The organism is Devosia pacifica (assembly GCF_014652635.1).
GTDB classification, from domain to species: Bacteria; Pseudomonadota; Alphaproteobacteria; order Rhizobiales; family Devosiaceae; genus Devosia; species Devosia pacifica.
The window spans coordinates 101,194-125,622 of record NZ_BMZE01000005.1 but is presented as its reverse complement, the minus strand read 5'-3'; the positions used below and the strand labels follow the sequence as shown (position 1 = coordinate 125,622).

General features: G+C 60.4%; 24 protein-coding genes. 12 read left to right on the top strand and 12 right to left on the bottom strand.

Annotated features, from left to right (window positions below):
- Together pyk and IE127_RS18975 are read right to left on the bottom strand one after the other, a co-directional pair.
- Window positions 1-1,428: pyruvate kinase (gene pyk, locus IE127_RS18980; RefSeq protein WP_189427369.1), on the bottom strand; the 1,428-nt coding region annotated here is incomplete at its 3' end.
- A gap of 28 nt (window positions 1,429-1,456) precedes the next feature.
- The gene (locus tag IE127_RS18975; RefSeq protein WP_189427368.1) at window positions 1,457-1,972 is read right to left on the bottom strand and encodes a DUF1036 domain-containing protein; all 516 of its coding nucleotides are present in this window, start codon (window positions 1,970-1,972) and stop codon (window positions 1,457-1,459) included.
- Window positions 1,973-2,137: 165 nt separating this feature from the next.
- Between IE127_RS18975 and IE127_RS18970 the strand changes: the two genes are divergently transcribed.
- The 3 genes from IE127_RS18970 (at window position 2,138) to IE127_RS18960 (ending at window position 5,164) form a co-directional block, all read left to right on the top strand.
- Window positions 2,138-2,401, top strand: coding sequence for a DUF2312 domain-containing protein (locus IE127_RS18970; RefSeq protein ID WP_189427367.1), 264 nt, complete (start codon window positions 2,138-2,140; stop codon window positions 2,399-2,401).
- A 349-nt stretch (window positions 2,402-2,750) separates the two neighbouring features.
- Window positions 2,751-3,725: a DUF4339 domain-containing protein gene (locus IE127_RS18965; protein WP_189427366.1), complete on the top strand. Its 975-nt coding sequence runs from the start codon at window positions 2,751-2,753 to the stop codon at window positions 3,723-3,725.
- Between the two features lie 2 nt (window positions 3,726-3,727).
- Complete coding sequence (locus tag IE127_RS18960) at window positions 3,728-5,164, top strand: tetratricopeptide repeat protein (protein ID WP_189427365.1); 1,437 nt, start codon at window positions 3,728-3,730, stop codon at window positions 5,162-5,164.
- Between the two features lie 55 nt (window positions 5,165-5,219).
- Here IE127_RS18960 and IE127_RS18955 read toward each other — a convergent pair whose 3' ends face one another.
- From IE127_RS18955 to IE127_RS18935, 5 genes are all read right to left on the bottom strand, one after another.
- Window positions 5,220-5,843: a TetR/AcrR family transcriptional regulator gene (locus tag IE127_RS18955; RefSeq protein WP_189427364.1), complete on the bottom strand. Its 624-nt coding sequence runs from the start codon at window positions 5,841-5,843 to the stop codon at window positions 5,220-5,222.
- A gap of 74 nt (window positions 5,844-5,917) precedes the next feature.
- Window positions 5,918-7,849 carry a 1-deoxy-D-xylulose-5-phosphate synthase gene (gene dxs / locus IE127_RS18950; protein ID WP_189427363.1) on the bottom strand — a complete coding sequence of 644 codons (1,932 nt, stop codon included), beginning with the start codon at window positions 7,847-7,849 and terminating at the stop codon, window positions 5,918-5,920.
- Window positions 7,850-7,978: 129 nt separating this feature from the next.
- Window positions 7,979-9,613 carry a peptidoglycan L,D-endopeptidase MepK gene (gene mepK / locus IE127_RS18945; protein ID WP_189427362.1) on the bottom strand — a complete coding sequence of 545 codons (1,635 nt, stop codon included), beginning with the start codon at window positions 9,611-9,613 and terminating at the stop codon, window positions 7,979-7,981.
- A 181-nt stretch (window positions 9,614-9,794) separates the two neighbouring features.
- Window positions 9,795-11,435, bottom strand: coding sequence for a L,D-transpeptidase family protein (locus IE127_RS18940; RefSeq protein WP_189427361.1), 1,641 nt, complete (start codon window positions 11,433-11,435; stop codon window positions 9,795-9,797).
- A 165-nt stretch (window positions 11,436-11,600) separates the two neighbouring features.
- A complete protein-coding gene (locus IE127_RS18935) occupies window positions 11,601-13,076 on the bottom strand; it encodes a sigma-54-dependent transcriptional regulator (protein ID WP_189427360.1) in 1,476 nt (491 codons plus the stop codon).
- A gap of 183 nt (window positions 13,077-13,259) precedes the next feature.
- On the opposite strand from IE127_RS18935, the gene IE127_RS18930 reads away from it, so the two are divergent.
- The 8 genes from IE127_RS18930 (at window position 13,260) to IE127_RS18895 (ending at window position 20,961) form a co-directional block, all read left to right on the top strand.
- Window positions 13,260-15,068, top strand: coding sequence for a M3 family oligoendopeptidase (locus tag IE127_RS18930; RefSeq protein WP_244640356.1), 1,809 nt, complete (start codon window positions 13,260-13,262; stop codon window positions 15,066-15,068).
- A 34-nt stretch (window positions 15,069-15,102) separates the two neighbouring features.
- The gene (locus IE127_RS18925) at window positions 15,103-15,264 is read left to right on the top strand and encodes an aa3-type cytochrome c oxidase subunit IV (RefSeq protein WP_189427358.1); all 162 of its coding nucleotides are present in this window, start codon (window positions 15,103-15,105) and stop codon (window positions 15,262-15,264) included.
- Window positions 15,265-15,320: 56 nt separating this feature from the next.
- Complete coding sequence (locus tag IE127_RS18920) at window positions 15,321-16,772, top strand: Re/Si-specific NAD(P)(+) transhydrogenase subunit alpha (protein WP_189427357.1); 1,452 nt, start codon at window positions 15,321-15,323, stop codon at window positions 16,770-16,772.
- Entirely contained in the window at window positions 16,750-17,136 is a 387-nt protein-coding gene (locus IE127_RS18915; protein ID WP_189427356.1) for a proton-translocating transhydrogenase family protein, read from the top strand. Before IE127_RS18920 ends, IE127_RS18915 begins: the two co-directional genes overlap by 23 nt.
- A 7-nt stretch (window positions 17,137-17,143) precedes the next feature.
- The gene (locus IE127_RS18910) at window positions 17,144-18,547 is read left to right on the top strand and encodes an NAD(P)(+) transhydrogenase (Re/Si-specific) subunit beta (RefSeq protein ID WP_189427377.1); all 1,404 of its coding nucleotides are present in this window, start codon (window positions 17,144-17,146) and stop codon (window positions 18,545-18,547) included.
- A gap of 286 nt (window positions 18,548-18,833) precedes the next feature.
- A complete protein-coding gene (locus IE127_RS18905) occupies window positions 18,834-19,418 on the top strand; it encodes a hypothetical protein (RefSeq protein ID WP_189427355.1) in 585 nt (194 codons plus the stop codon).
- A gap of 80 nt (window positions 19,419-19,498) precedes the next feature.
- Entirely contained in the window at window positions 19,499-20,158 is a 660-nt protein-coding gene (locus IE127_RS18900; protein WP_189427354.1) for a DsbA family oxidoreductase, read from the top strand.
- The gene (locus tag IE127_RS18895) at window positions 20,155-20,961 is read left to right on the top strand and encodes an alpha/beta hydrolase (RefSeq protein ID WP_189427353.1); all 807 of its coding nucleotides are present in this window, start codon (window positions 20,155-20,157) and stop codon (window positions 20,959-20,961) included. Before IE127_RS18900 ends, IE127_RS18895 begins: the two co-directional genes overlap by 4 nt.
- Window positions 20,962-21,018: 57 nt before the next feature.
- On the opposite strand, the gene rpsU is transcribed toward IE127_RS18895, so the two are convergent.
- From rpsU to IE127_RS18875, 4 genes are all read right to left on the bottom strand, one after another.
- Entirely contained in the window at window positions 21,019-21,243 is a 225-nt protein-coding gene (gene rpsU, locus IE127_RS18890) for a 30S ribosomal protein S21 (protein WP_189427352.1), read from the bottom strand.
- A 147-nt stretch (window positions 21,244-21,390) separates the two neighbouring features.
- Window positions 21,391-22,488, bottom strand: a complete 1,098-nt coding sequence (locus IE127_RS18885) for a 5-(carboxyamino)imidazole ribonucleotide synthase (RefSeq protein ID WP_189427351.1) — start codon at window positions 22,486-22,488, stop codon at window positions 21,391-21,393.
- Window positions 22,489-22,496: 8 nt separating this feature from the next.
- Complete coding sequence (purE, locus tag IE127_RS18880) at window positions 22,497-22,994, bottom strand: 5-(carboxyamino)imidazole ribonucleotide mutase (protein ID WP_189427350.1); 498 nt, start codon at window positions 22,992-22,994, stop codon at window positions 22,497-22,499.
- Window positions 22,995-23,069: 75 nt separating this feature from the next.
- Window positions 23,070-23,288, bottom strand: coding sequence for a YdcH family protein (locus tag IE127_RS18875; RefSeq protein ID WP_189427349.1), 219 nt, complete (start codon window positions 23,286-23,288; stop codon window positions 23,070-23,072).
- Between the two features lie 148 nt (window positions 23,289-23,436).
- Here IE127_RS18875 and IE127_RS18870 point away from each other — a divergent pair, with 148 nt between their 5' ends.
- Window positions 23,437-23,610 (top strand): YdcH family protein, encoded by a 174-nt coding sequence (locus IE127_RS18870; protein ID WP_189427348.1) that lies wholly within the window; start codon window positions 23,437-23,439, stop codon window positions 23,608-23,610.
- A gap of 55 nt (window positions 23,611-23,665) precedes the next feature.
- Here IE127_RS18870 and IE127_RS18865 read toward each other — a convergent pair whose 3' ends face one another.
- The gene (locus IE127_RS18865) at window positions 23,666-24,421 is read right to left on the bottom strand and encodes a sulfite exporter TauE/SafE family protein (protein WP_189427347.1); all 756 of its coding nucleotides are present in this window, start codon (window positions 24,419-24,421) and stop codon (window positions 23,666-23,668) included.
- Window positions 24,422-24,429: the final 8 nt, after the last annotated feature.

Here is a 24,429-nt window from a genome sequence, read left to right as displayed (position 1 = left end):
GCCGCCGCCGTCCTGCCGCACGAAGGCAATGCGCAGCATGTTGGTTGCCCCCGGAGTGCCAAGCGGCACGCCTGCGGTGATGGCGACGCGGTCGCCAGGACGTGCGAATCCTTCCTGATATGCAATGATGCACGCGCGGTCGACCATATCCTCGAGCGTGATCGCATCTTCCGTCTGGACGCAGTGGATGCCCCAGACGACGGAAAGACGCCTGATCGTGCGCCGATTAGGGGACAGCGCGATGATTGGCTTTGAGGGCCGCTCACGCGCAGCACGGATGCCTGTGGAACCGGAAGACGTGTAGGTGACGATAGCAGCGAGATCGAGCGTTTCCGCAACCTGGCGGGTCGCCGCAGAAATCGCATCCGCTGCGGTCGCCTCAGGTTCAGTGGCCTGCGCGCGAATGATGCCGCGATAGTTCGCATCGTTCTCGACCGCAACAGCCGTGCGGTTCATCATCGTCACGGCTTCCACAGGATACTGGCCGGACGCGCTTTCCGCCGAGAGCATCACCGCATCGGCGCCCTCAAACACGGCGATCGACACGTCCGAAACCTCGGCGCGGGTCGGCACAGGCGAGGTGATCATCGATTCCAGCATCTGCGTCGCTACCACCACCGGCTTGCCGTAGCGGCGCGCCATGCGGATCATGCGCTTTTGCAGGCCCGGAACGGTCTCGACCGGAAGTTCGACGCCAAGGTCGCCGCGAGCCACCATGAAGGCATCGCACAGCTTGATGATTTCCTCGAGCCGCTCGATCGCCTGAGGCTTTTCGATCTTGGCCATGACACCGGCACGGCCCTGAACGATTTTGCGCACATCAATGATGTCTTCAGGGCGCTGCACGAAGCTGAGGGCGATCCAGTCGGCCTCGGCCTTGAGGCCTTCGAGCAGGTCCGCGTGGTCCTTCTCGGTCAGTGCGCCAAGCCCCAGAAGCGTGTCGGGCAGGCTGACGCCCTTCTTGTTGCTTAGCTTGCCGCCATAAACCACTTCGGTTTCGATTGCGTTGGGGCTGACCTTGGTCGCCTTGAGCTGCAGCTTGCCGTCATCGAGCAGCAACCGGTCACCAACGCTGACGCTCTCGAAGATCTCGGGATGCGGCAGGTGTACACGGGTGGCGTCGCCTGGCTCTTCATTGGTGTCGAGCGTGAAGGTCTCGCCGGCAGCCAATTCGACCGAGCCATCGGCGAAAGTCCAGACGCGCAGCTTCGGCCCCTGCAGGTCGACCAGCACGCCCAGCGGATGGTCGAGCTTGGCTTCTACGCGGCGGATACGCGCCACCGTCTCATGCATCAGTTCGTGGCTGGCATGGCTCATGTTTATACGGAAGACGTCCGCACCGGCGCGTGCGAGTTCTTCGATCATCGTCTCGTCATGGCTTGCCGGGCCAAGCGTCGCGACGATTTTTACGCGTCTCATGCGTCTCATGTGGAATGGTGCCCTCGGTTGATATCAGTCAGTCCGCTTCGATCTCTGCCGGATCGACAAGCAGGGATGGATCCTCGAGGTCCCCGTCCTCCGCCGGATCGAGCACACCTGCATCGCTGGTGGCGTTACTGAGTTGCAACGTCCAGTCGGTGCGGTTCTGTGTGTCGATTTCAAAGAACCCGGTGCGCTCATAGCCCCGCGCGAGGCAATCCTCAACCCCAAAGATGGTGAAGCTTTCGTCACGGGTGCACATGTAGACCGAGCCGCTCCATGATCCGCCGCCAATGTCATCGACGGCAAAGATGTAGAAATAGCGCCGTTCCAGATCGCCTTGAAAGATCACTCGGCAGTCGCCTGCGGGCGCTCTCCACCATCCCTCGGATTGCCAGCCACGCTCTGCGCGGTAGCCGAATGCGATGGAGACTAGGTTCGAGGTTTCGTTGCAGACGCGAAGATCGGCACGTGCAGGCGCGGCGGATACCGTCAGGGCGCCCATAGCGAGGCCAGCGATCAGAAGAGCGGCGCGGATAGTGGAATTGAGCATTAAGGCAAAAGTCTCTTCGTTGGCAGGGCAACCAGTCTCAGTGGCTAGTGCCAGCTTATGACCGAATTGCGAATGCAAAGGGAAAGCGGGTGTGGATTGCACTGATATTCACTTGAAACATCGCGCCGAGTGGGTTTGAACCGCAGCAACTCAAGAGGTGAAGACATGTCGATCGATGGTGACAGTGTAGCACAGGACCAGCTGCGGGCGTTCGTTGAGCGCATCGAGCGCATGGAAGAAGAGAAGGCGGCGATCGCCGCCGATATCAAGGAGATTTATGCCGAGGCCAAGGGCAACGGCTTCGATACGAAGATTCTCCGGCAGATCGTACGTCTGCGCAAGCAAGATGCGAATGAGCGGATGGAGCAGGAAGCTCTGCTCGAGCTTTACATGTCTGCTCTCGGAATGGCCCAGGCCCCGAGCGAATAGGCTCTCGTAGAGCATTCACGTTTCGAAGCGCCCGCCGGCACAGCCGGCGGGCGCTTTCGCTTTTGTCTCCACGTTCAACTCTAGCTTTCAAACTGCAAATTATACTTGCCAATCCACGGCTTCCCCTTAAGCTGCATTTTGGAAGTTCAAGGCGTATTGGCAGTAATATATCTCGGCCGTTCTGATGAAGAGCGGGCCAGGCTGCTTGCGCGCAATTTTCAAGGGACTGCTGCCACTACGAAAAAATGAAATTGCAAGAGGTGCAAGTGATCGATTGTCGGACGTGCCGATGACCCGATAGGTCACCTCGCAGGGGTTCGCATCGCGGACCAGGAATGGGAGACGAGACGTGACTAACACTACCGTATTGCCCACACTCAGAAAACTACTGCTGACCGGTGTGGCCTCTTCGTTCATCCTTGCAGGCGCCGGGACGATCGCCTCAGCGCAGGATGCGCCACCGCCGCTTCCCAACGAGTCCGAGGAATCGGGCGGGCCGGACGCGCCGCCCCCCATCACGCCCGAAAGTCTGACGACTCTGCCTGACGATGACGAAGAGGCCAGCGACGCCGAGGACGATGATGCGTCGGACGCGGATCCAGTGGAAAACGAGCAAAGCGATGGACCGGTACCCCCACCGCCGCCGCCACCTGAGGACGATGAGGTTGAGCCGCCGCCCCCACCACCACCGCCTCCACCGCCGCCTCCACCACCCCCACCGCCGCCAGAGCTCAGCTACTATCTCTCCGATGCGGGCAGCAGCGAGGGGCCGTATGACCGGGCGGAGCTGGAAGCGCTGATCGCCGACGGGAGTCTCGATGCCGATACCTATGTCTGGACCGAAGGGATGGATGCCTGGCTGCCCGCACGTCAGGTCAAGGAGGTTGCCGAGCTGCTGAGCGAGGATTCTTCCGAGGACGACCTCACCGACGATAATGATGATGAGGGTTTCGATCCGGCAGCGTTCATCGTCGGTACATGGGCAACGTCATCCGAAGTCGAAAACGACGAGTTTGGCTACGCTGAGCTCGATGTCGAACAGACCTTCACCGAGGATATGCAGCTCAGTGCTGAGGGCGTGATGTATCTTGAGATCCCGGAACTGGGACCGGTGGAAATCGAGGTTTCGATTGTCGGCCAGTACACTGTGCAGGCGATCGATGATGACGAGTTCCGCCTGACGATGAACGGTGAGACCACCTACCGCGCTCCGATGATCGGCATTGCAGAGGAAACCGAGCGAGCCATCGTTCCCGCCACGATTGAAGTCATCGACGAAGACACGATACGCGATGATGAAGGGGCGGTCTGGGAGCGCCAGTGACAATGACGTTAGCCAAGAAAGAAGTGACACGCGCTTTGTGTGTGGCGTTCGGACTGGCTCTGGGCCCGCTTCTGGCGGGCCCCGTCTTTGGCCAGGCGCAGTCCGCCATGACCATTGGGGATCGGCAGGTTTCCATTGTCGGCGGTAGCAACCAGAGCATCAGCGCATCCGGCTCCGGGCTCGACCTCGTGATCGATGGGGTGTCGATCATCATCGACGGGGAGGAAGCGCGGATCAACGGAGACGTCTTCGAACTGCCAGCGGACGGCGCCCTCGATATCGAGATGGGGGACGACGCCCTTGTCATTCGTGTGAACAACGAAACCTATGTCGATATCGCTCGATCCGAACTCGGCATCAGTGGGGGCCCTCTATCGCTTGATGAACTGCAAGCAAGGGCAGAAGCCGGCGATGCCATTGCCCAGAACGACTTGGGATTGCGTTTCCTGAACGGCGAAGGTGTGGAACGCGACGTAGCGGCCGCAACCGAGTGGTTCCGGAAATCCGCAGAACAAGGGGTGGCAGCTGCCCAATCGAACTATGGAGCCCAACTCGGCGCCGGAGAGGCTGTTCCGCAGGACCTTGCGGGAGCGGTTGAGTGGTACCGTCGAGCGGCCGAACAGGGAAACGCCGCCGGCCAATACAATGTCGGTCACGCTTATGACAATGGCCTTGGTGTGCCACAGGACCAGCAAGAGGCTGCACGCTGGTATGAACTGGCGGCTGAGCAGGGCCTTGCGAGCGCTCAGCTGAACATCGGCCACGCGTACTATTACGGCAACGGCGTCGAGCCGGATCTTGAAAAAGCTCTCGATTATACGAGAAGAGCCGCGGATCAAGGCCGTGCAATCGCGCAAACGAACCTGTTTGTGTTCTTGCGAGACAGGGGCACGGAAGAGGACAGACCAGAAGCGCTTGACTATCTCCGTCGGGCCGTCGAGCAGGAGTACTTCACGGCACAGCGCCTGTTGGGCGTTCTCTATGAAAATGGTGAATGGCTCGAACAAGATGAAGCGGAAGCCCTGCGGCTCTACGAACTGGCGGCTGCCCAGAACGACGAGATCGCAATGCAGTTCGCCGGCAACATGTATCTCGATGGGCGCGGCACCGAAGCCGACGCGGAGCGGGGAATGGATTACTACAGGCGAAGCGCCGAACTCGGCTACGCCAGCGCCATGAACTCCATCGGTCATGCCTATTTCAGCGGCCAGGGCGTCGAACAGGACGAGCCGCTGGGGGTGGACTGGTTCTTCCAGGCCGCCGATGCGGGCATGCCAATGGCCCAGCGCAATATCGGCATTGCCTATGAATATGGGCGCGGGGTGGAGCAGGACCTCAATACTGCAGCCAAGTGGTACAGGAAGGCGCTCAATAACGGGTACGAGAGTGCTCAGGAGGATATCGAGCGGATCGAGGAGAAGCGCGCCGGTTCTAGTTAAACGAATGGCGGCAACTGGATCGAGGGCAGCGCCAAGAGCTGGCGCTGCCTCTTTGTTACGTCTCGATATCGTCCGGATCGATATAGTGCTGGTTGTATGAAGCGATCAACCGGTCGAGCGATTGCCGCGTCACCCGGTTGTAGTCTTCGGAAAAGCCTAGAGCCGCCACCATTTTCCAATGACCATACATGAGGCTGACGAATAGAAAGCCAAGCTCCCTGCACGCCTTCTGGTTGAGCTGCGGATTGCTCACCTGCACCTCGTGCGCAATGGTGTGCTGCAGGAGAGTGTACTGCTCATAAAGATTGCGCCGGATGCGCGGTGAGGCCGCAGAAAATGCGAACAGCGCGTCATAGACCGCATCATCCGCTGGCTTCGGCAGACCCTTGTCCGACATGAAGTTGAAGTAGAAATCCAGAAACACCGGCAGGCGCTCAGTCTTGTCGGCGGCGATGATGCCGCGCATCATGCAATCGCGGTAGGCAGCGGCGAGCGCATCACACACCGCGAGCATGAGTTCTTCCGGATCCGGAAAATAGTGCCTTATCAGCTGACGCGACATGTCAGCTTCCTTGGCGATCGTATCGTAGGCTGGCAGAGGCGGGCCGCGATGCTTGAGGGCCGCCATCGCGGCCTGAACAATCTCGGGCTTTCGGATCTCTGAGACGGATTTCGGCATTCGTTCTGATCGGTCCAACACGTATCGTGTCAGCCCTTACGACGCGATTGTCACAAAGTCGACTATTACAGCGCTCAGCCGATACGGTTATAGGCGGCTTTCAGTGCCGCATCGTCATAGCCCAGCGCTTTGAGCGCCGTCGACACAATGCCTCGCGCATTCAGTCCCGCAGCGGCGTACATGTCGCTCTGGCTGGCCTGTTCAACGAAGCTGTCGGGCAAGGCCAGGGGGCGGAACCGGACATTTCCGTCGAGAAGCCCTTCGTTTGCGAGGAAGGTCGCCACGTGAGCGCCGAACCCGCCAATTGATCCTTCCTCTGCAGTGACCAATACGTCATGTGTTTGCGCAAGGTTGGTGATCATCTCACGATCGAGGGGCTTCATGAACCGCGCGTCGGCAACCGTAGGATTGAGGCCCAGTGCCGCAAGCTGCTCAGAGGCGGCAAGACATTCGCCGAGCCGTGTCCCGTAGCTTAGAAGTGCGATGGTGCCGCCGTCCTGGACGATCCTGCCACGGCCGATCTGCAGGACCTTGCCGCGCTCCGGCATCTCAACCCCGCGCCCTTCGCCACGCGGATAGCGGAAAGCGATCGGGCCGGAATCATGCTGCGCTGCGGTTGCAACCATGTGACGAAGCTCGGCTTCATCAGCAGCGGCCATCAACGTCATGTTTGGAATGGCGCCGAGATAAGCCGCATCGTAATTGCCCGCATGGGTCGGCCCATCCGCACCCACATAGCCAGCGCGGTCGATGGCGAAGCGAACCGGCAGGTTCTGGATTGCAACGTCGTGGATCACCTGGTCGTAGGCGCGCTGCAAGAACGTCGAATAGATCGCGGCGAACGGGCGCATGCCATCGGCTGCAAGGCCGGCTGCGAAAGTGACGGCGTGCTGCTCAGCAATGCCGACATCATAGATCCGGTCCGCAAAGGCCTTGGCGAATTTATCGAGGCCCGTGCCCGAAGGCATGGCAGCGGTGACCGCAACAATGCGTGGATCCTGCTCGGCTTCCTGAATCAGGCTTTCGGCGAAGACACTGGTGTAGGAAGGGGCATTGGACGGCGCCTTCGCCTGGGCACCGGTAATCACGTTGAACTTCGAGACACCATGGTACTTGTCGGCGGAGTCTTCGGCAGGAGCATAGCCCTTGCCCTTCTTGGTGACCACGTGCACCAGAATCGGGCCGGTTTCCGAGTCCCGGACATTCTCGAGCACCGGCAGGAGATGATCGAGATTGTGGCCATCGATCGGGCCGACATAATAAAAACCCAGTTCCTCGAACAGCGTGCCGCCGGTGAAAAACGACCGGGCAAACTCCTCTGTACGCCGCGCCGGCTCGTGAAAGAACGGCGGCAGCCTCCTGGCAAGGGATTTCGCCGTTTCGCGCATGTTGCGATAAACCGGCCCAGAGACGAGGCGGGCCAGATAAGCGCTCATTGCACCGGTGGGCGGGGCGATGGACATGTCGTTGTCGTTGAGGATGACAATCAGCCGGGCATCCATCGTACCGGCATTGTTCATCGCCTCATACGCCATGCCTGCGGACATGGCGCCATCGCCGATAACCGATATCACGCGCCGCGGCTGACCCTGCAGTTCGGCCGCCACAGCCATGCCGAGACCGGCCGAGATAGAGGTCGAGGAGTGGCCGGCGCCAAAAGCGTCATACTCGCTCTCGGCGCGGCGGGTGAAGCCTGAGAGCCCGTCCTTCTGACGCAGCGTGCGGATGCGGTCGCGTCGTCCGGTAACAATCTTATGCGGGTAAGCCTGGTGCCCGACATCCCATATTAGCCGATCATCGGGCGTGTTGAAGATCGCATGGATCGCGACAGTCAGCTCGACGACGCCCAGCCCGGCACCCAAGTGCCCCCCAGTGACCGACACCGCATCGATCATTTCGGCGCGCAGTTCATCCGCGAGTTGCCGCAGGTCTTCCTGCGGGAGCGCACGGATGTCTTCAGGCGAAGTTATGGTGTCGAGCAGTGGCGTCTCGAGCTTGTCAGCCAACGAGAAATCCTCACGGTGAGTTCAGCTTATCCCATCGATCATTAGACAGGCATTGTTGGCGATGCAACTGCAGCCGCTGGCAGCAGGTTGCACGGCACGCCCGTATGATTGATCTGGAGCGGCTTCGACTCAGCGGTTGGCGACAAGCGTTGGGCGGGCCGAAAAAGCATCCATTGCATAAGGTTCGTCCACTCCTCCGAGGAAAGGTGCTTCGGAGCCCAGGGCTGCCGCGGGGTCAAACATGTCGCCTTCATAAGGAAACAGCACCGCGAAATGCTCGGAGCTAATTCGGTCGGGGGTCACCAGAGTCTGGTCGACGTGTTCGAGTTCAGGTGCGACGAATTCGGCGGTCGACACGGCAACGCCCGAAGCGCCTTCCTGCGTCAGGCCCGAGAGTGCCTTCAGCATCTCCGCATTCGTCTGGCTTGTGCCTGCGACTGCACCCCACGTCTGATCGAAGAGGTTTGCCACCTGGTCCGTAGCCGGCGTTGCGCCGATGGAAGCGGTGTGGATGTTTGATACCTCTGGGAGCGGCGGCAATGCATTTGCCTCGATCGCTTCGGCTGCGTTGGGAGCCGTGCTCAGCGTACCACTACCCGAGGGCGCATAGGCGGCGAGTACACCCGCCTGCTCGCGAGCTTCGGTCATTAGAATGCGCGGTGCCGGAGCAGGTGCCTGGCCGAGCGCAGCGACAGCCATCGCAGCAGTCTCAGGTGCTTCGTTTTCCGGTTGTGCTGCTGGTGTCGTCAGCGCCACAAGCATGTCCGGCTTGCGGACGGGGAACGGAATGGCTTCGTCGGTTTCGGCGAGAAGCGGCTCGCTGCCCTGCGTCGAGAACGGAACATCTGGCGTCGTGCCAAGACCCGCCGGACGGATCATCGGCGTTGGAGCCGAAGGTGCCGCAGCCGCGACCTGCGTTGCAGCAGGTTGGCTCGGTGCAGAATTGCCGGTGGAGGCGGCGGCTTGGCTGGAGGCTTGCGCCGACCTGTCTCCACCGAAAATCATGTCGACAAGCGTCTTGCCAGATCCGGTGCTTCCGGCGCTGGCGATGCGGGTGTTGGCCCCGACATTGCCGCACGGGACCGAATGGCATTTTTGCCATTCGGCTTGCGCGTATTGATAGCCCTCGCGTGACAGGGGCGACCCGCTGGTTGGCAGGTGCAGCGTCCGCCCGTCCGGGAAAAGTTCCTGTAGCTGCGCTTTGGTCATACGCGGCCAAGCGCGCACGTTGCCGGTATCAAGATGGACGAACGGGCTGCCCGAGGTTGGATAATAGCCAACGCCACCGACCTGAAGCTTCATCGCCGTGGCGCGCAAACGATTGAGCGGAACGCCGGGGATGAAGAAATCCATGGCGTTGCCTTTGGTATGCTGCGAGTTCTTGGCAACGCCAGAGGAACTTTCGCGAAGCATCTCATTGGTTTGCGGCGAGCGATATGCGGAAACGATGTTGATCGGCTGGCTGGCCCCAACCTCGTTGTAGACCTGCCAGATCAGGTCGAACAGGCGCGGATCCATCTTGGTGGGCTGGCCAGTACGCCAGTCCCGCAGGAAGCGGTTCAACTCATCAAGACCGGACTGCACATAACTTCCATTGCGGCGAAAGACGATACGGGTCGTCTCGCCTGTGTGGGTGTAGTGCAGGTAAAGACTCTGTTCGCTGGCAGCATAGGCGCCGGTTGGCGCCAACGCCGTAACCAACATCAGGGCCGCCGCCAGTACGAAAGTCGCGATCCTGTTAGCTTTCAAAGCCGAAGTCCCCATAACGCTTGGCACCGTTCGGAAAAAACAATGCAACAAGCTTAGCGCAAACCTGCGTAGAGATTGTTAACGCTAAGCAATGGCCCCTTCGGAGCCGCATATAAGCAAATTCGGGGTATGAGGTCAAAATCGGCTGAAAAGAGGGCGAAGGCGCTAGCCAAGCCTGCTGGCGCCTTCCGCAGGATCAGTCCTGCATCAGCTGTATCAGCCGAGCGTTGTGGCCGTAGATGTCGCTATAGGAATGCAGCGTGCCATCCGCATCTGCGCGCACGGTGAAGTAGGCGATATGCACCGGAATCTGCGTTTGCGGGTTCACCCAGCGCTCTGACCCACCGACCATCGATTCCAGCGATGCGCGGCTGATGTTCGGCTCGTTGGCCATCAGTGCGTCGGCAAATGCCATCGGGTTCTCGACCCGTATGCAGCCGTGGCTGAAGGCACGCGATGAGCGATCGAACAAATATTTTGACGGCGTATCGTGCAGATAAACGTCGTGCGAGTTGGGGAACAGAAATTTGATCTGCCCAAGTGCATTGCTTGCACCCGGGCGCTGCCGCACGCGGAACGGGAAATTCGAGCTACTGACCAACTGCCAGTTCACCGAATAAGGGCTGACCACGGAGCCATTATAAAGCAGCTCCATGTTCTGGTTGGGGATGTAGCCGGGATTGCGCAGTACTGCCGGCGCAATCTCATTGGCGACGATCGAGGACGGTACGTTCCAATAGGGATTAACCACCAGGTGGCGGATGCTGTCCGAGAAGATCGGCGTCTGGTTTGCGGGCTTGCCGACGACCACACGGGTCTCATGGGCAACACGCCCGTGATCGTTGATGCGCACCATGAACTCGGGCACATTCACGAAGACGTTGAACTCACCCAGATCGGACGGCATCCAGCGCCACCGCTCCATGTTGGCGAGAATATCCTCGCGCCGGGTTGCCTCGCCGCCGTTAAGAGCAGCGACAGTGGCGGGACCGACGACGCCATCCGCCTGAAGCCCGCGCTCGTTCTGGAACGCCATAACGGCATTCTGGAGATCTTCGGTATAGGTGCTGGCGCCCGTCTCGAGTGACGCCACCTGCAGCCGTTCACGCAGCACCGGCACGCGTTCGTCAGTCATGCCGAGCTTGATCAGCGGCCCTTCTGCCACGACTGCGGGCCGGTTGAACGGATCTGCTTCGATCTCGGCAAGCGCCGCCTTGAGGCGCTGAAATTCCGGATGCTGCGGCTCGAGTGTTGCGAAGACGCTCGCCGGATCCTCGACCTCTGCAAGCTGCATCAGCAGATCGGTCTCATCGATCGGCTTGTGCTTTAGGTCAAAATAGCCGGACACGGCGGTTGGCTCGATGCGGCCATTGTGCAGGTGATCGGCGTAGCGCATGACAGAAGCGGAGAACGCAGTTTCAAGCGCCGCCAGTCCTGCCGGCCCGGTCGCCGCGTTGGTCAGCTCAATGTCCGAAGTCAGATAGTCTTCGGGCCGCAACCCCTCGCTGCGGGCCGCCCGGAATAGCTGGCGGATTTTCTCCGCCTGATCCGAGAAGACGACTTGTCCATTCGACGAGGTTTCGAGCCACATCGGCTCGAAGTGACGCTTGCCGTAAAAGAAATAGAGGTCCTGAGCCTGGCGATAAGCGCGCGTGTCCGGCACTGCGCCATAATACGCGTCGTTAAGCGCGGTCTTGATGGTGCTGGCGAGATCCGACTGCGGCGGCGCAATCACGACGCGGGTTATATCGAGGCTCGCGATATCCTGTGCGGTGACCGCGTTGGGAGCGACACACGCGAGTAGACCGCTCGCGACAACAGCCACAATCTTTTTCATGGATTTACCACCACCTGCCTGACGCCTACCGGATGTTTCGGGGCGGACTCAGCCTTCCCGACGGTATCCAGATTACCGAGCTTCATACTCACAAGCCTTAACGACAACAATTGCTCGCGACTTTGTGAGCCTGTTCTGTTGCCGCGCAGCAACGCGCTGCATTACTTAAGCAGCATTCTTGTCGAGGCCGTTTGCCAGCCCGTATTCGTTGAGCTTGCGATAAAGGGTAGAGCGGCCAATCCCCAAGGCTCTGGCCACACGCGACATGTGTCCGCCGCAGCGTTCGATGGCGAACATGATGGCTTCGCGTTCGATATCGGCCAATGCAGCGATCTGACCTTCATCATCAAGAAAGCGGTCGATTTCCGGCTTTGCGGCCTCTGGCGCGCGTACCCGTGCCGGCGCACGATCGATATGCGCCGGGCTCTTGAAGGATGCCTCACCCATCAGCGTGTCACGTACGCTGGCCCGGCCCTCTGATCGCACCAGAAGCTGAGGGAAATCTGCCATATCGAGAAAAGGGCCCTCGGTGAGAACAACGGCGCGGAACACCAGCGCTTCGAGCTGGGCGATGTTGCCGGCCCATTCCTGCCTCAGCAACAGTTCGAGAGCGTTCGGTGTGATGCCTAGGACACGCTTGGAGGCTTCGGCGGCAAAGCGGGCGCTCAACAGGTCGACGAGGGCGGGCAGGTCCTCGCGGCGTTCCCTCAGTGGTGGCACATAGATAGGAAAGACGTTGAGCCGGTAGTAAAGGTCTTCACGAAAATCGCCGGCCTTGGCGAGGTTCAAGAGGCGTCGGGTCGTTGCTGCTATGATGCGCACGTCGACCTTCTGTATGCTGGATGCGCCGGTTTGATCCACTTCCTGGCGCTCAAGCAGCGTCAGGAGCTTGTCCTGAAGCTTGCGCGGCAATTCTCCGATCTCATCGAGAAACAGCGTTCCGCCGTGCGCCTCAACGATCTTGCCCGGACGGCCTTCCGTCCCGGGCTTTGCCTTTTGCCCGAACAGTAAAGTTTCCAGCTGATCGGGCGGCAATGCGGCACAGTTGATCGCGATGAACGGTTTGCCACTTCGGCTGCCACTGCCGTGGATGACGCGCGCCAGGGTCTGCTTGCCGACGCCCGATTCACCCTCGACCAGTACCGGTATGTCGGAGCGCGCCGCCTTGGCGCCGAGTTCGGCCACCCGGCGCATTGACGGGGCGGAGGCTACAAGATTCGAGAAGGTCAGGAGGCCATCGCGGCGCGCCACGTCGTTGCGCACGCTTGTTTCGAGGGCGTCGAGACGTAGCACGTTCCGCAGCGAAATCAGCAATCGCTCCGGGGCGACCGGCTTGACGAAATAGTCGGCGGCACCGAGCCGCATGGCGCTGACAACAGTTTCGAGAGAGGAAGTCGCGGTCTGGACAATCACCGGAGTGGTGATGCCCTCGCGCGCCATGGCCTCAAGCACGCTCATGCCATCGATGTCAGGCATGACCAGATCGAGCACCATGGCGCCGATTTCGCGATCACCACGAAGCGCCGATAAGGCCTCGGCGCCGCCGCCGACGGTGAGCACTCTGAAGCCGGCGCGTTCGGCCATCTCGGCCGTCTGGTGCAGCTGCTGGGGATCGTCGTCGACTATCAGAATGCGTGTCATGCTGGTCCGAATTTGAGGCAAGGCAGGAGTTTCGCCTGTGTCCAATCAAGGTAAGCTCAGCCGCTTAAGAGGACATTAATCATAACGTTTTCCTCAAAGCGGTGCGTAGAGGCACTCAGCGGACCTTCACAGCCTCGCCTCTGCTCGCTAATGTCCGCCGTCTCAGCAAACCGGGAGCCTTTTATGTCCGACACTGCCGCCACCACGGGCCACAACCGGTTCGGAGACTTGCCGGTATGGGATCTCGACGATCTCTATCCGGGACCTGATAGCGAGGCGTTCAAATCGGACCTGGAGCGCGCCCGCCGCGATGCCGAACGTTTCGAGGCCGACTATAAAGGCGAGCTCGAGGCGCTGACGCGCGACGGCCAGCTGATTGAGGCGATGCGCCGTACCGAAGAGCTGGGAGACCTTACAGGGAAGCTGGGCTCCTACGCCTTCTTGCGTTACGCGCAGGACACTGCGGGTCCCGATCGCGCCAAGTTCATGGGCGACGTCAACGAGGCGCTGACGGCGCTGTCGACACGCATCCTGTTCTTTGAACTCGAACTCAACCGCATTCCGGATGCGGTTCTGGAAGAAGCGCTTGGCAAGGACGAAGCACTTGCGCGCTATCGCCCCTGGTTCGACGAGCTGCGCAAGGCGCGGCCGTATCAGCTCGAGGACCGGATCGAAGAGTTGTTCCACGACAAATCCGTTACGGCGTTTTCGGCGTGGAACCGGCTGTTCGACGAGACGATGGCCAGCCTGCGCTTTGATGTGGATGGCGAAACGCTCAACCTCGAATCAACACTGCACCTTTTGTCAGATCGGGACGAGGCGAAGCGCAGGAGCGCCTTCGAGGCGCTGTCTGAAACGCTGCACAAAAACGCCAGGCTGTTCAGCCACATCACCAATGTGCTCGCCAAGGATAAGGAGATTTCCGATCGCTGGCGTGGCTATGGCGATATTGCCGATAGCCGGCATCTTGCCAATTCCGTCGAGCGCGAGGTGGTCGATGCGCTCGAGACCGCGGTGCGTGACGCCTATCCGCGCCTTTCTCACCGCTACTACAAGATGAAAGCCAAGTGGTTCGGCAAGGAGCAACTCGATTCCTGGGACCGCAACGCGCCTCTGCCGACAAGTGACGAGCGCGTGTTCAACTGGGACGAGGCGCGCGAGACGGTGATGAATGCCTATGGCCGCTTCTCGCCGAAGCTTGCGGAAGTCGCCGAGCCCTTCTTCAACTCCGGCTGGATCGACGCGCCGGTTGGCGAAGGTAAGCTGTCCGGCGCCTTCGCGCACCCTACCGTGCCGAGCGCACACCCATACCTGATGCTGAACTATCTCGGTCGTTCGCGCGACGTGATGACACTGGCGCACGAGCTGGGGCATGGCGTGCATCAGCGCCTTGCGGCGGCGCAGGGGCCGCTTCTGGCGAATACCCCGCTGACGCTGGCAGAGACTGCCTCTGTCTTTGGCGAGATGCTGACCTTCCGGTCGCTGCTCGATCAGACCACGGATCGCAACCAACGCTTCGCGCTGCTGTCCTCGAAGGTCGAGGACATGCTCAATACGGTCGTTCGCCAGATCGCCTTTTATACGTTCGAGCGCAAGGTCCACACGGCACGGCGCAATGGCGAGCTGCGGCTCGAGGAGATCAATGGCTTCTGGCTCGATGTACAGCGCGAGTCGCTGGGCGACGGCGTTCGCCTGAACGAGGGCTACGACATCTTCTGGGCCTATGTGCCGCACTTCATCCATTCGCCCTTCTATGTCTACGCCTATGCGTTCGGAGATTGCCTTGTGAACTCCCTTTACGCACAGTATGAGAAGGCCGAGGACGGATTTGCCGAACGTTATCTCGATCTGCTCAGGGCAGGCGGATCCAAACATCATTCCGAGTTGCTTCAGCCATTCGGTCTTGATGCCAAGGATCCGGACTTCTGGTCGCTGGGACTGTCGATGATCGAGCGGCTGATCGACGAACTCGAGGCTACTCAGCCTCACTGAGGCTGTTTCTGATTGAGGACTTTTCGAGGAAACGATGGCGAAGAATTCCCCGCAGACCACACCCGAGAGCCACGAAACGGCGATGGACTACCAGGAGCACGAACGCTCCTACCAGCTGTTTCTGAGCGTATTGAAGTGGTCGGTCATTTCCACAGCGGTTCTGGTTCTGATCCTTTACTTCGTGGTTCAGCCCTGATCGGTCATTAGCCAGGCGATACTCCGCCTGCCTCCGGTAGGCGGGCAGGAGGTTTCATGAAGATCGCGATTTTGCGGGAGCGGGCCGAAGGCGAAACGCGCGTGGCCGCAACGCCTGAGACCGCGGGCAAGCTGTCGGCGCTCGGGTTCGAAATTGCGATTGAAGCCGGAGCCGGCGCTGCTTCGCGTTATCCCGATTCGGCCTACGAGGCGGCAGGAGCAAGTATTGGTCGCGATGCGCGCACCACTTTGGCAAATGCCGAAGTGGTTTTGTGTGTGCGGCGACCAGCGCCAAGCCAGCTTCGCAGTGTCCGCTCGGGTGCGCTGCTGATCGGCGCGCTGGATCCCTTCGGAAACGAGGGCGAGATTGCAGCGATTGCCAGGGCCGGAGTTGTTGCGTTCAGTCTCGAACTGCTGCCGCGGATCACGCGCGCCCAGACAATGGACATCCTGTCGAGCCAGGCCAACCTGGCCGGCTACCAGTCAGTCATTGAGGCAACTTCCGTGTTCGGACGGGCGATGCCGATGATGATGACGGCGGCAGGCACGGTGCGCCCGGCCAAGGTCTTTGTCATGGGCGCCGGCGTTGCGGGGCTGCAAGCGATTGCAACGGCGCGCCGGCTGGGCGCGGTGGTTTCCGCAACCGATGTGCGACCGGCTGCCAAAGAGCAGGTGGAATCGCTCGGCGCCAAGTTCATCGCGGTCGAGGATGACGAGTTCCGCCAGGCCGAGACCGCCGGTGGTTATGCCAAGGAGATGTCGGCTGAGTATCGCGACAAGCAGGCCGAACTGACCGCCCAGCACATTGCCAAGCAAGACATCGTCATCACCACGGCGCTGATTCCAGGCAGGGCAGCACCGCGGTTGATTGACCGAGACGTCGTCGAGAGCATGTCAGAAGGGTCGGTGATCGTCGATCTGGCAGCCGAGCGCGGCGGCAATGTCGAGATGACGAAGCCTGGCGCCATGATCGAGCATAACGGGGTCAAGATCATCGGCTTCACCAATATGCAGGGGCGCATCCCCGCAACGGCCAGCCAGCTCTATGCGCGCAATCTCATCGCGTTTCTGGAGCCGATGTTGGACAAGGCCGAGCGCGAGCTAAAGCTCGACTGGGACGACGAGCTGATCAAGGCGACGCTGATCACACGGGAGGGCGCGATCGTACATCCCGGCATCGCTGCGGCTGCCGAGGCGCACGCGCATGTCGACGAAGACAAGACGGTGGCAACGCCCGCGGACGAGCCGGTGAAGGCCGGGGCGACAGGCCGGATCGCTACAAAACCTGCGTCGGCGGCTACCAAACCCAAATCCGGCGCTAGAGCCAAACGGGCACCGGCCAAGACAGGTGCTGCCAGCAAATCAGGAACTGGAAAAAGCGCGACAACGCGCGCGCGCAAACCTGCCGGCGCGGCGGCAGGCAAGTCGCGCAAGGCTACGGACAAGCCTGGCTCAAAAGCCTCGCAACCCGCCGACACCACACCGGATGCGCCGGAGAAAGGCGAATAGGATGGACAGTACTGCAGAACAAGGAGCCGATGTGGCGGCCGCAGCGGCGCATGTCGTCAGCGGCGGGGCGATCGATCCGTTCATCTTCCGGCTGGCAATATTCGTGCTTGCCATTTTTGTCGGCTACTACGTGGTCTGGTCGGTCACACCGGCGCTTCACACGCCACTGATGAGTGTGACCAACGCGATTTCCTCTGTCATCGTCGTTGGCGCGCTGCTGGCGGTGGGTGTCCATCTTGCCGCAGACGGCAATTGGGCCTCGAAAGTGTTCGGTTTCATCGCGCTGGTCCTTGCGAGCGTGAACATATTCGGCGGATTCCTTGTGACGCAGCGCATGCTGTCGATGTATCGGCGAAAGGGTTGAGGCGATGATTTCAGCCAATATCGCCGCGCTGTTCTATCTTATCTCGGGCGTCTTGTTCATTCTGGCGCTGCGCGGGCTGTCCAGCCCCGCCTCGGCGCGGCAGGGCAATCTGTTCGCCATGATCGGTATGGGTATAGCGGTAGTGACGACGCTCGCCGTCGCCGCACCCCGCGATTTTTCAAGCTGGCTGCTGATCATCGCCGGACTTGCGGTCGGCGGCGGCATCGGCGCGTTCATCGCGCGCAACGTGAAGATGACGCAGATGCCGCAGCTCGTTGCGGCGTTTCACTCTCTGGTCGGGTTGGCTGCGGTCTTCGTCGCCGCTGCAGCGCTCTATGCGCCTGACGCGTTTGGCATCGCGACGGCTGGGCACATACACGCACAGGCGCTTATCGAGATGTCGATCGGCGTCGCCATTGGCGCCTTTACCTTTACCGGCTCGGTTATCGCCTTCCTCAAGCTTGACGGGCGAATGTCTGGCAAGCCGATCATTCTGCCATCACGGCATCAGATCCATCTCGGCATCGGCGGCGCGATCCTTGTCCTGATCGCTATCTTCGCGTTCACGGCCAGTCCAGTGGCTTTCTGGCTGATTACGATACTGGCGCTGGTCCTGGGCGGTCTGATGATCATTCCGATCGGTGGCGCCGATATGCCGGTCGTCGTATCGATGCTCAATTCCTATTCCGGATGGGCCGCTGCGGGCATCGGCTTTACGCTGGGCAACACCGCCCTCATCATCACTGGCGCACTGGTCGGCTCCTCGGGGGCGATCCTCAGCTACATCATGTGCAAGGCGATGAACCGCAGCTTCATATCCGTGATCCTTGGCGGGTTTGGCGGTGACGAAGCAGCAGGCGGCGCGGGCGTGGAAGATGATCGTCCGGTCAAGCAGGGCGCGGCCGACGATGCGGCGTTCCTGATGAAGAATTCCAGCAAGGTCATTATCGTGCCCGGCTACGGCATGGCGGTGGCGCAGGCGCAGCACGCAGTGCGCGAGATGGCCGATGTTCTCAAAGCCGAAGGGATCGACGTTCGCTATGCCATCCACCCGGTGGCGGGCCGCATGCCCGGCCACATGAACGTGCTTCTGGCCGAAGCGCAGGTGCCCTATGACGAGGTGTTCGAGCTCGAAGACATCAATTCCGAGTTCTCCCAGACCGACGTCGTTTACGTGATTGGCGCCAACGACGTGACCAATCCTGCTGCCAAGACCGACAAGGCCTCGCCGATTTACGGCATGCCCGTGCTCAATGTCGAGGATGCAGGCACCGTGCTTTTCGTCAAACGCGGCATGTCGGCAGGTTATGCCGGTGTTCAGAACGAGTTGTTCTTCCGCGATAACACGATGATGCTCTTCGGGGACGCCAAGAAGATGACTGACGACATCGTCAAGGCATTCGGGCACTAGTCACCTACTTGGCAAGAGCTTGTATCGCGGGTGGGAAGCGCTCCCTCACGGTCCGCCATTGCCGGACTCTCGATCACATTTTCGGTGATTAAGCGCTGAAAACGCACCTCGGCGGGCAATCCCGGGAAGCGGCAAAATCCCAGAAAATTCAGCGGTTTGATCGAGATCGTGATGCCGCTCCACAGTCATTGTCATCGGCTTGGCGTCACGGGCTCGTGTTGACCTTTACGGAACGCTCTTTGCCAGCGCTGCATTTCTTCGGCATCTCAATCGCCGGATCGTAAAGATGACGCTCCTAGATACGACAGATCAAATCGGCCCAGGCAAAGTAGCTGCCGTTCGCCCGCAGTTTCATTTTCACGGGGCAACGCTTGCGCTCAATGCCGTGGTTCCGGGCGCTGTCTTTGTGTTGCTCAATGGCGCTGTCGCGCTTGCCGGTTTCGAAATGCCCGCAGCCAAGATTGCATCGCAGCTTGGTGTGTCGGGATGGATCGCCACGGTTGCATGGGTTGTGGCTTTGACCAATTGGGGTCTTGTGCGTGGTGCGATGTTGGAGTTCGGCCGGGCTGGCCGCACCGCCGCTGACTGGCTGTTCATTCTCAGCGCCGCCGGCATTGCTTTTCCGTTCATCACACTGGGCTTTGATCTTTTCTGGAGCACGCTCGCAGCATTCCTGTTGGGTCTGCTCGCACTCGGTACAATTTCCCGCGTCGCCGAGGTCCATAAGGGTGCGGCGGTCGCAATGTCTCCCTCCATTCTTGCGCTGCTGCTGCCGGGCATGCTGGGCATTGTTATCATGTCGATGGGCTGGACACCGCCATTCGGCGTCACTCAGGCAGAGGCGGCCATGCCGTCGAAGGATCTCGACTAGCAAGGGGCCATAAGCCATAGCAGGGCTTGTCTTGGCCGACGTCACACGCCATTTCTTGGGCATCTGACAAAGGATATGAGATGCCCAGTCATCTGAAAATTGACGTGTTTACCGATGTCGTTTGCCCTTGGTGCCTTGTGGGCTCTGTCCGACTCGACAAGGCTGTCGACCGTCTGCCTCAAGGCATCGATGTGACGATCCTGAACCACCCGTTCTATCTTGACCCGACGACTCCCGAGGAGGGCGTCGACAATGACGAAGTGCTGCGCGCCAAGTACGGACGCGATCCGCGCGAATTGTATGAGAGAGTGGAGCAGGAGGCAGCCAAATCCGGCATTGTGCTTGATCTGAGTGCACAGCCGCGCCGCTATCCGACTGCTAAGGCTCACACACTCACGCGCCTTGCTTTGCCTTATGGCACACAGCACCCGTTAGCCAACGCTATAGCCGAAGCGTACTTTCTGGATCATCTGCAGATCAACGACGACAATGTCCTGGCCGATCTCGCCGAGAGACATGGGTTCGATCGCGGTGAAGCTATGGACGCGATCAATGATCCGGTGCAACTGGTGGAAACGGAACGTCTCGCGAATGCCGCCGCCGCCCAGGGCATAAGAGGCGTTCCGTTTTTCGTGTTCAACCAGAAATACGCCCTGTCCGGCGCTCAGCCTGAGGATGTGTTCATTGAGGCGATTGAGCGTACCCTCGCCGAAGACGACCCTGATGTGGAGCGGGCGTGAAGATTCTGAAGCGCATCGCCGTCGCAGTCGTTGTTTTTCTCGTTATCGCCTATTTGGGCGTGCTAGTGGCAGTCTATGCCTTGCAGCGGGATCTGCAGTACTTCCCGAATGGCGAGATCACGCCGCTTGAAGAGCTTTCGCTGGCGCGGGCGCAAACCATCCGCATCCAGGTGGGGGATGGCGAGGTCGTTAATGGCTGGTACGCGCCGCCACAGTCGGGAATGCCAGTGATTGTCTATTACAAAGGCAATTACGGCAGCTTTTCCGCCGAGCATGAACGCTTCGCTGCTTGGCTTGACGAAGGGTACGGCTTCGTCGCGTTCGATTATCGAGGCTTTCCACTCTCTCCCGGTGCCATCAGCGAAGACGCGATCCTGTCTGACTCCGTTGAGGTGTTCGATTGGGCAAGGGAGCAGGGCGGCAGTGACCTGATGATCTGGGGACGCTCACTAGGCACCGGTCCCGCCACCTATGTAGCCAGCCTGCGCGATGCAGAGGCGCTGCTGCTTGAGACGCCGTTCCTCTCGGCAGTGCAGGTCGCAGCGGAGCGATATCCCTTTCTGCCGGTCCATTGGCTGATGCAGGATCAGTTTCCATCGAACCAGTGGATCAGCGATGTCGAGGAGCCGGTCCTGGTCGCGCACGGTACAGCGGACACGACCATCGACGTATCAAACGGCCGGCGGTTATACGACCTGGCGCCGAACCCGGATGAGCTCTGGATCGCCGAGGGCGCCGACCATTCGGGATTGTGGGATGTCGGGCTTTGGGAGCAGGCCCGCGAATTCTTCGCCCGGTACTGAGGCAACAAAAAAGCCGCCCGAAAGCGGCTTTTTTTCAAACAGTTCCGTTGGGCTGGATCAGCGACGACCCCGTGTCGTCACCAGACCTTCGCGCTGGGCGCGCTTGCGTGCCAGCTTGCGGGCGCGGCGCACAGCCTCGGCCTTCTGACGTGCCTTCTTCTCAGAAGGCTTCTCGTAGTAGTTGCGAAGCTTCATCTCGCGGAAGACACCTTCGCGCTGAAGCTTTTTCTTGAGCGCACGAAGCGCCTGGTCAACGTTGTTATCGCGAACGACTACTTGCAAAGGTCAACCGCCCTTTCAAAACTTGTCATATGTTCCTGAAGCATGGCGCCAAAGCAAAATAAACTTCGTCGCCGACCGGCTCAGCCAGTCACCGTGGCGCGGTGTATACCCAAAAGGCCACGGCTTGTCCACACCTCAACGGCATGACTAATCATTTCGTTGCCCGTTTTTAATAACGCGATTGATATGCCCCATCTTGCGGCCAAAGCGCGCCTCACGCTTGCCGTAGGAATGAACGCGCGTCGCCGGCAAATGCTCTTCGAGTCTATGGATTTCCTCGCCCAGCAGGTTCTCCATCACCACGTCGGCGAGGCGTGTCGTGTCGCCCAGCGGCCAGCCGCATATGGCCCTGATGTGCTGCTCGAACTGGTCGGTGATGCACACGGCTTCGGTCCAATGGCCTGAGTTGTGAACGCGGGGCGCGATCTCGTTCACCAGCAGGGCAGGTCGACCGTCGCGACTCGCCACGAAGAATTCGACGCCGATGACCCCCACATAGTCCAGCGCCACGAGAATGGCGGTGGTCGCCATCACGGCATGTTTGGCGAGCGCAGGGGAGATGCCGGCTGGCACCGTGCTGGTCTTGAGGATGTGATTCTGGTGCAGATTCTCTGCCGGCTCGAAACAGCGCACACGGCCGGAAGCGTCGCGCGCGCCGACCACCGAGATTTCCTTGTCGAAGCTGACGAAGCCTTCGAAGACGAGAGGTTTTGGCTCAAGGTCTGCGAAGGCAGAGCGCGCGTCTTCCGGTGACGAAACGGTGCGCTGCCCTTTGCCGTCATAGCCGAGGCGCGTGGTCTTGAGAACGCCGGGGAATCCGAGTTCTGTTCCCGCACGGTCGAGATCGGCTTCCGTGTGAACCGCCCGATACGGTGTGATCGGAATATTGTGCTCACTCAGGAACGTCTTCTCTGCCAAGCGGTCCTGCGCGACGGCCAGAGCGCGCGTACCCGGCCGCAAGGGGCAGCGTGAGGCGATGAATTCGGCGGTCTCTACCGGTACGTTCTCAAATTCGTAAGTGACGACGTCGACCGCATCGGCAAAGGCAGCTAGCGCATCCTGATCAGTGTATTCGGCCACTGTGCGATAGGGCGTTACATCGAACGCCGGACTTTGCGGGTCCGGGCAAAAGATGTGGGTCTTCATGCCAAGCCGTGCCGCTGCCAGTGCGAGCATGCGTCCAAGTTGACCGCCACCGAGGATGCCGATGGTAGAGCCCTGAGGCAGGGGAGAAAGATCTGTCACGGTGCTTTTCAGTGTTGGTCGTCGGAGGGATAGCGTGGGACCGCTTCGGTTTGTGCGGTGCGGTAGGCGTCGAGGCGGTCTGCCAGTTCCTCGTCACCGAGGGCCAGGACAGAAGCGGCAAGAAGCGCGGCATTGATTGCACCGGGTTTGCCGATAGCAAGCGTGCCGACCGGGACGCCGCCGGGCATCTGAACGATCGAGAGAAGGCTGTCATGGCCGGACAGGGCCTTCGATTCCACCGGCACGCCGAACACGGGCAAGGGCGTCATTGCCGCGATCATGCCCGGCAGATGCGCCGCGCCGCCGGCACCTGCAATGATGACGCGAAAACCGTCTTCCCGCGCGTTCGTTGAGAAGTCGACGAGGCGATGCGGTGTGCGGTGTGCGGAAACGATACGTGCTTCATACTCGATCTTGAGCGCGTCCAGCGTATCGGCGGCGTGACGCATGGTCGGCCAATCGGACTGGCTTCCCATCACCAAAGCGACGAGCGGTGTCGCGAGCATGACTGATTCCCCTCAGCGCGCCGTCAAAGGGCGCGTTTAGCCCAAGTCCTGCCACAACTCAAGCTGGCGGGGGCCTCAGGCGATGATGTCCGGAAGCAGAATGCGCTCGAGCTGGACGATGCGATCCTTGAGCGCCAGTTTGCGCTTCTTCAGCCGTTGAAGCAGCATCCTGTCTGCCAGGCGGGCCTCTGTCAGCGTCGTGATGGCAGCGTCGAGATCCGAGTGTTCCTGGCGTTTTGCGGCCAGTTCGAGGCCCAGCCTCGCCTCCTGATCCTTTGTGAGTGACAGCGTCATCCGGCGTGCCTTTGCCCTATGCGTTGCTCTTCTCGTTAACCGATCATTTCGGGTTTTGCATCCGATTTTGCACGTGCGCTCCGATTGCAGTCGACAGCGTACGAATTTTTTGTGACGCTGTTCGTGTTTCCTGCTGAAAGGAGTTGCCATGACGACCGAGGGCCACATCTCCGCACTTGAGCGGCGTCACCGTGAGCTGGATGAAAAAATCCAGGCTGAATCGGGCCGGCGTATGCAAGATCCCATGCTGATCTCAACGCTCAAGCGAAAGAAGCTCGTGGTGAAGGACGAATTGACTCGAGCGAGAAGCGGCGCGGCGTGATCTGAACCGCGCCCAGCTAGCAGGAAGGCCACGACACGCCAGTCGCGGCCTTTTTTTATGCCCATAGTCCGGTGGCGCCGTCCCAGATAAGCTTGAGAGCCAAAAGGAAAACCAGCCAGTAGGCGATCCTGTAAAAGAAGGCGGCCGAGATCCGCCGCACAAGATAGACCCCGGCAATGACCGAAACGATGCCGACAGGCGCCAAGGCCGCCGAAAGGGCAAGATTGGCCGGGTTGAGCTGGCCAAGGAAATAGTATGGCGGCAGCTTGGCCGTGTTCACGATGGCGAAGAAGTACGCGGTGGTGCCGGCATAGATCGGCGGCAACAGACGGCGCGGCAAAACGTAGATCTGGAATGGCGGGCCGCCGGTATGGCTAACGAAGCTGGTGAAGCCGGCAAATCCGCCCCAGAACACGCCCCAGGGACGCGATGGTGGCGCATCGATCAGCTGCTTGCGCAGCGGCAAAATGGCATCGAGGATGAACAACAGGGTGATGATGCCGACGAACAGCAGCACCATGTCATCACTGATCGCTGACCACAGTACCCAGGCGACGAGAATTCCGATCGCCGCGCCCGGCAGCATAATGCGGATGATCTGCCAGTTTACCTCTCGCCTGTAACTCCAGACCGCGATCGCATCCATGCACAGCAGCACCGGCAACATCATACCGGCAGCGTCTCGTGCGGGCATGACCAGCGATAGCAACGGCACGCCGACCATGCCCAGGCTGCCGAGCAGCCCGGATTTCGACAGGCCGACAATGATCACCGTCGCCACAGCGATGGCCCAGAAAAGCAGATCGTGCATGAAAAACA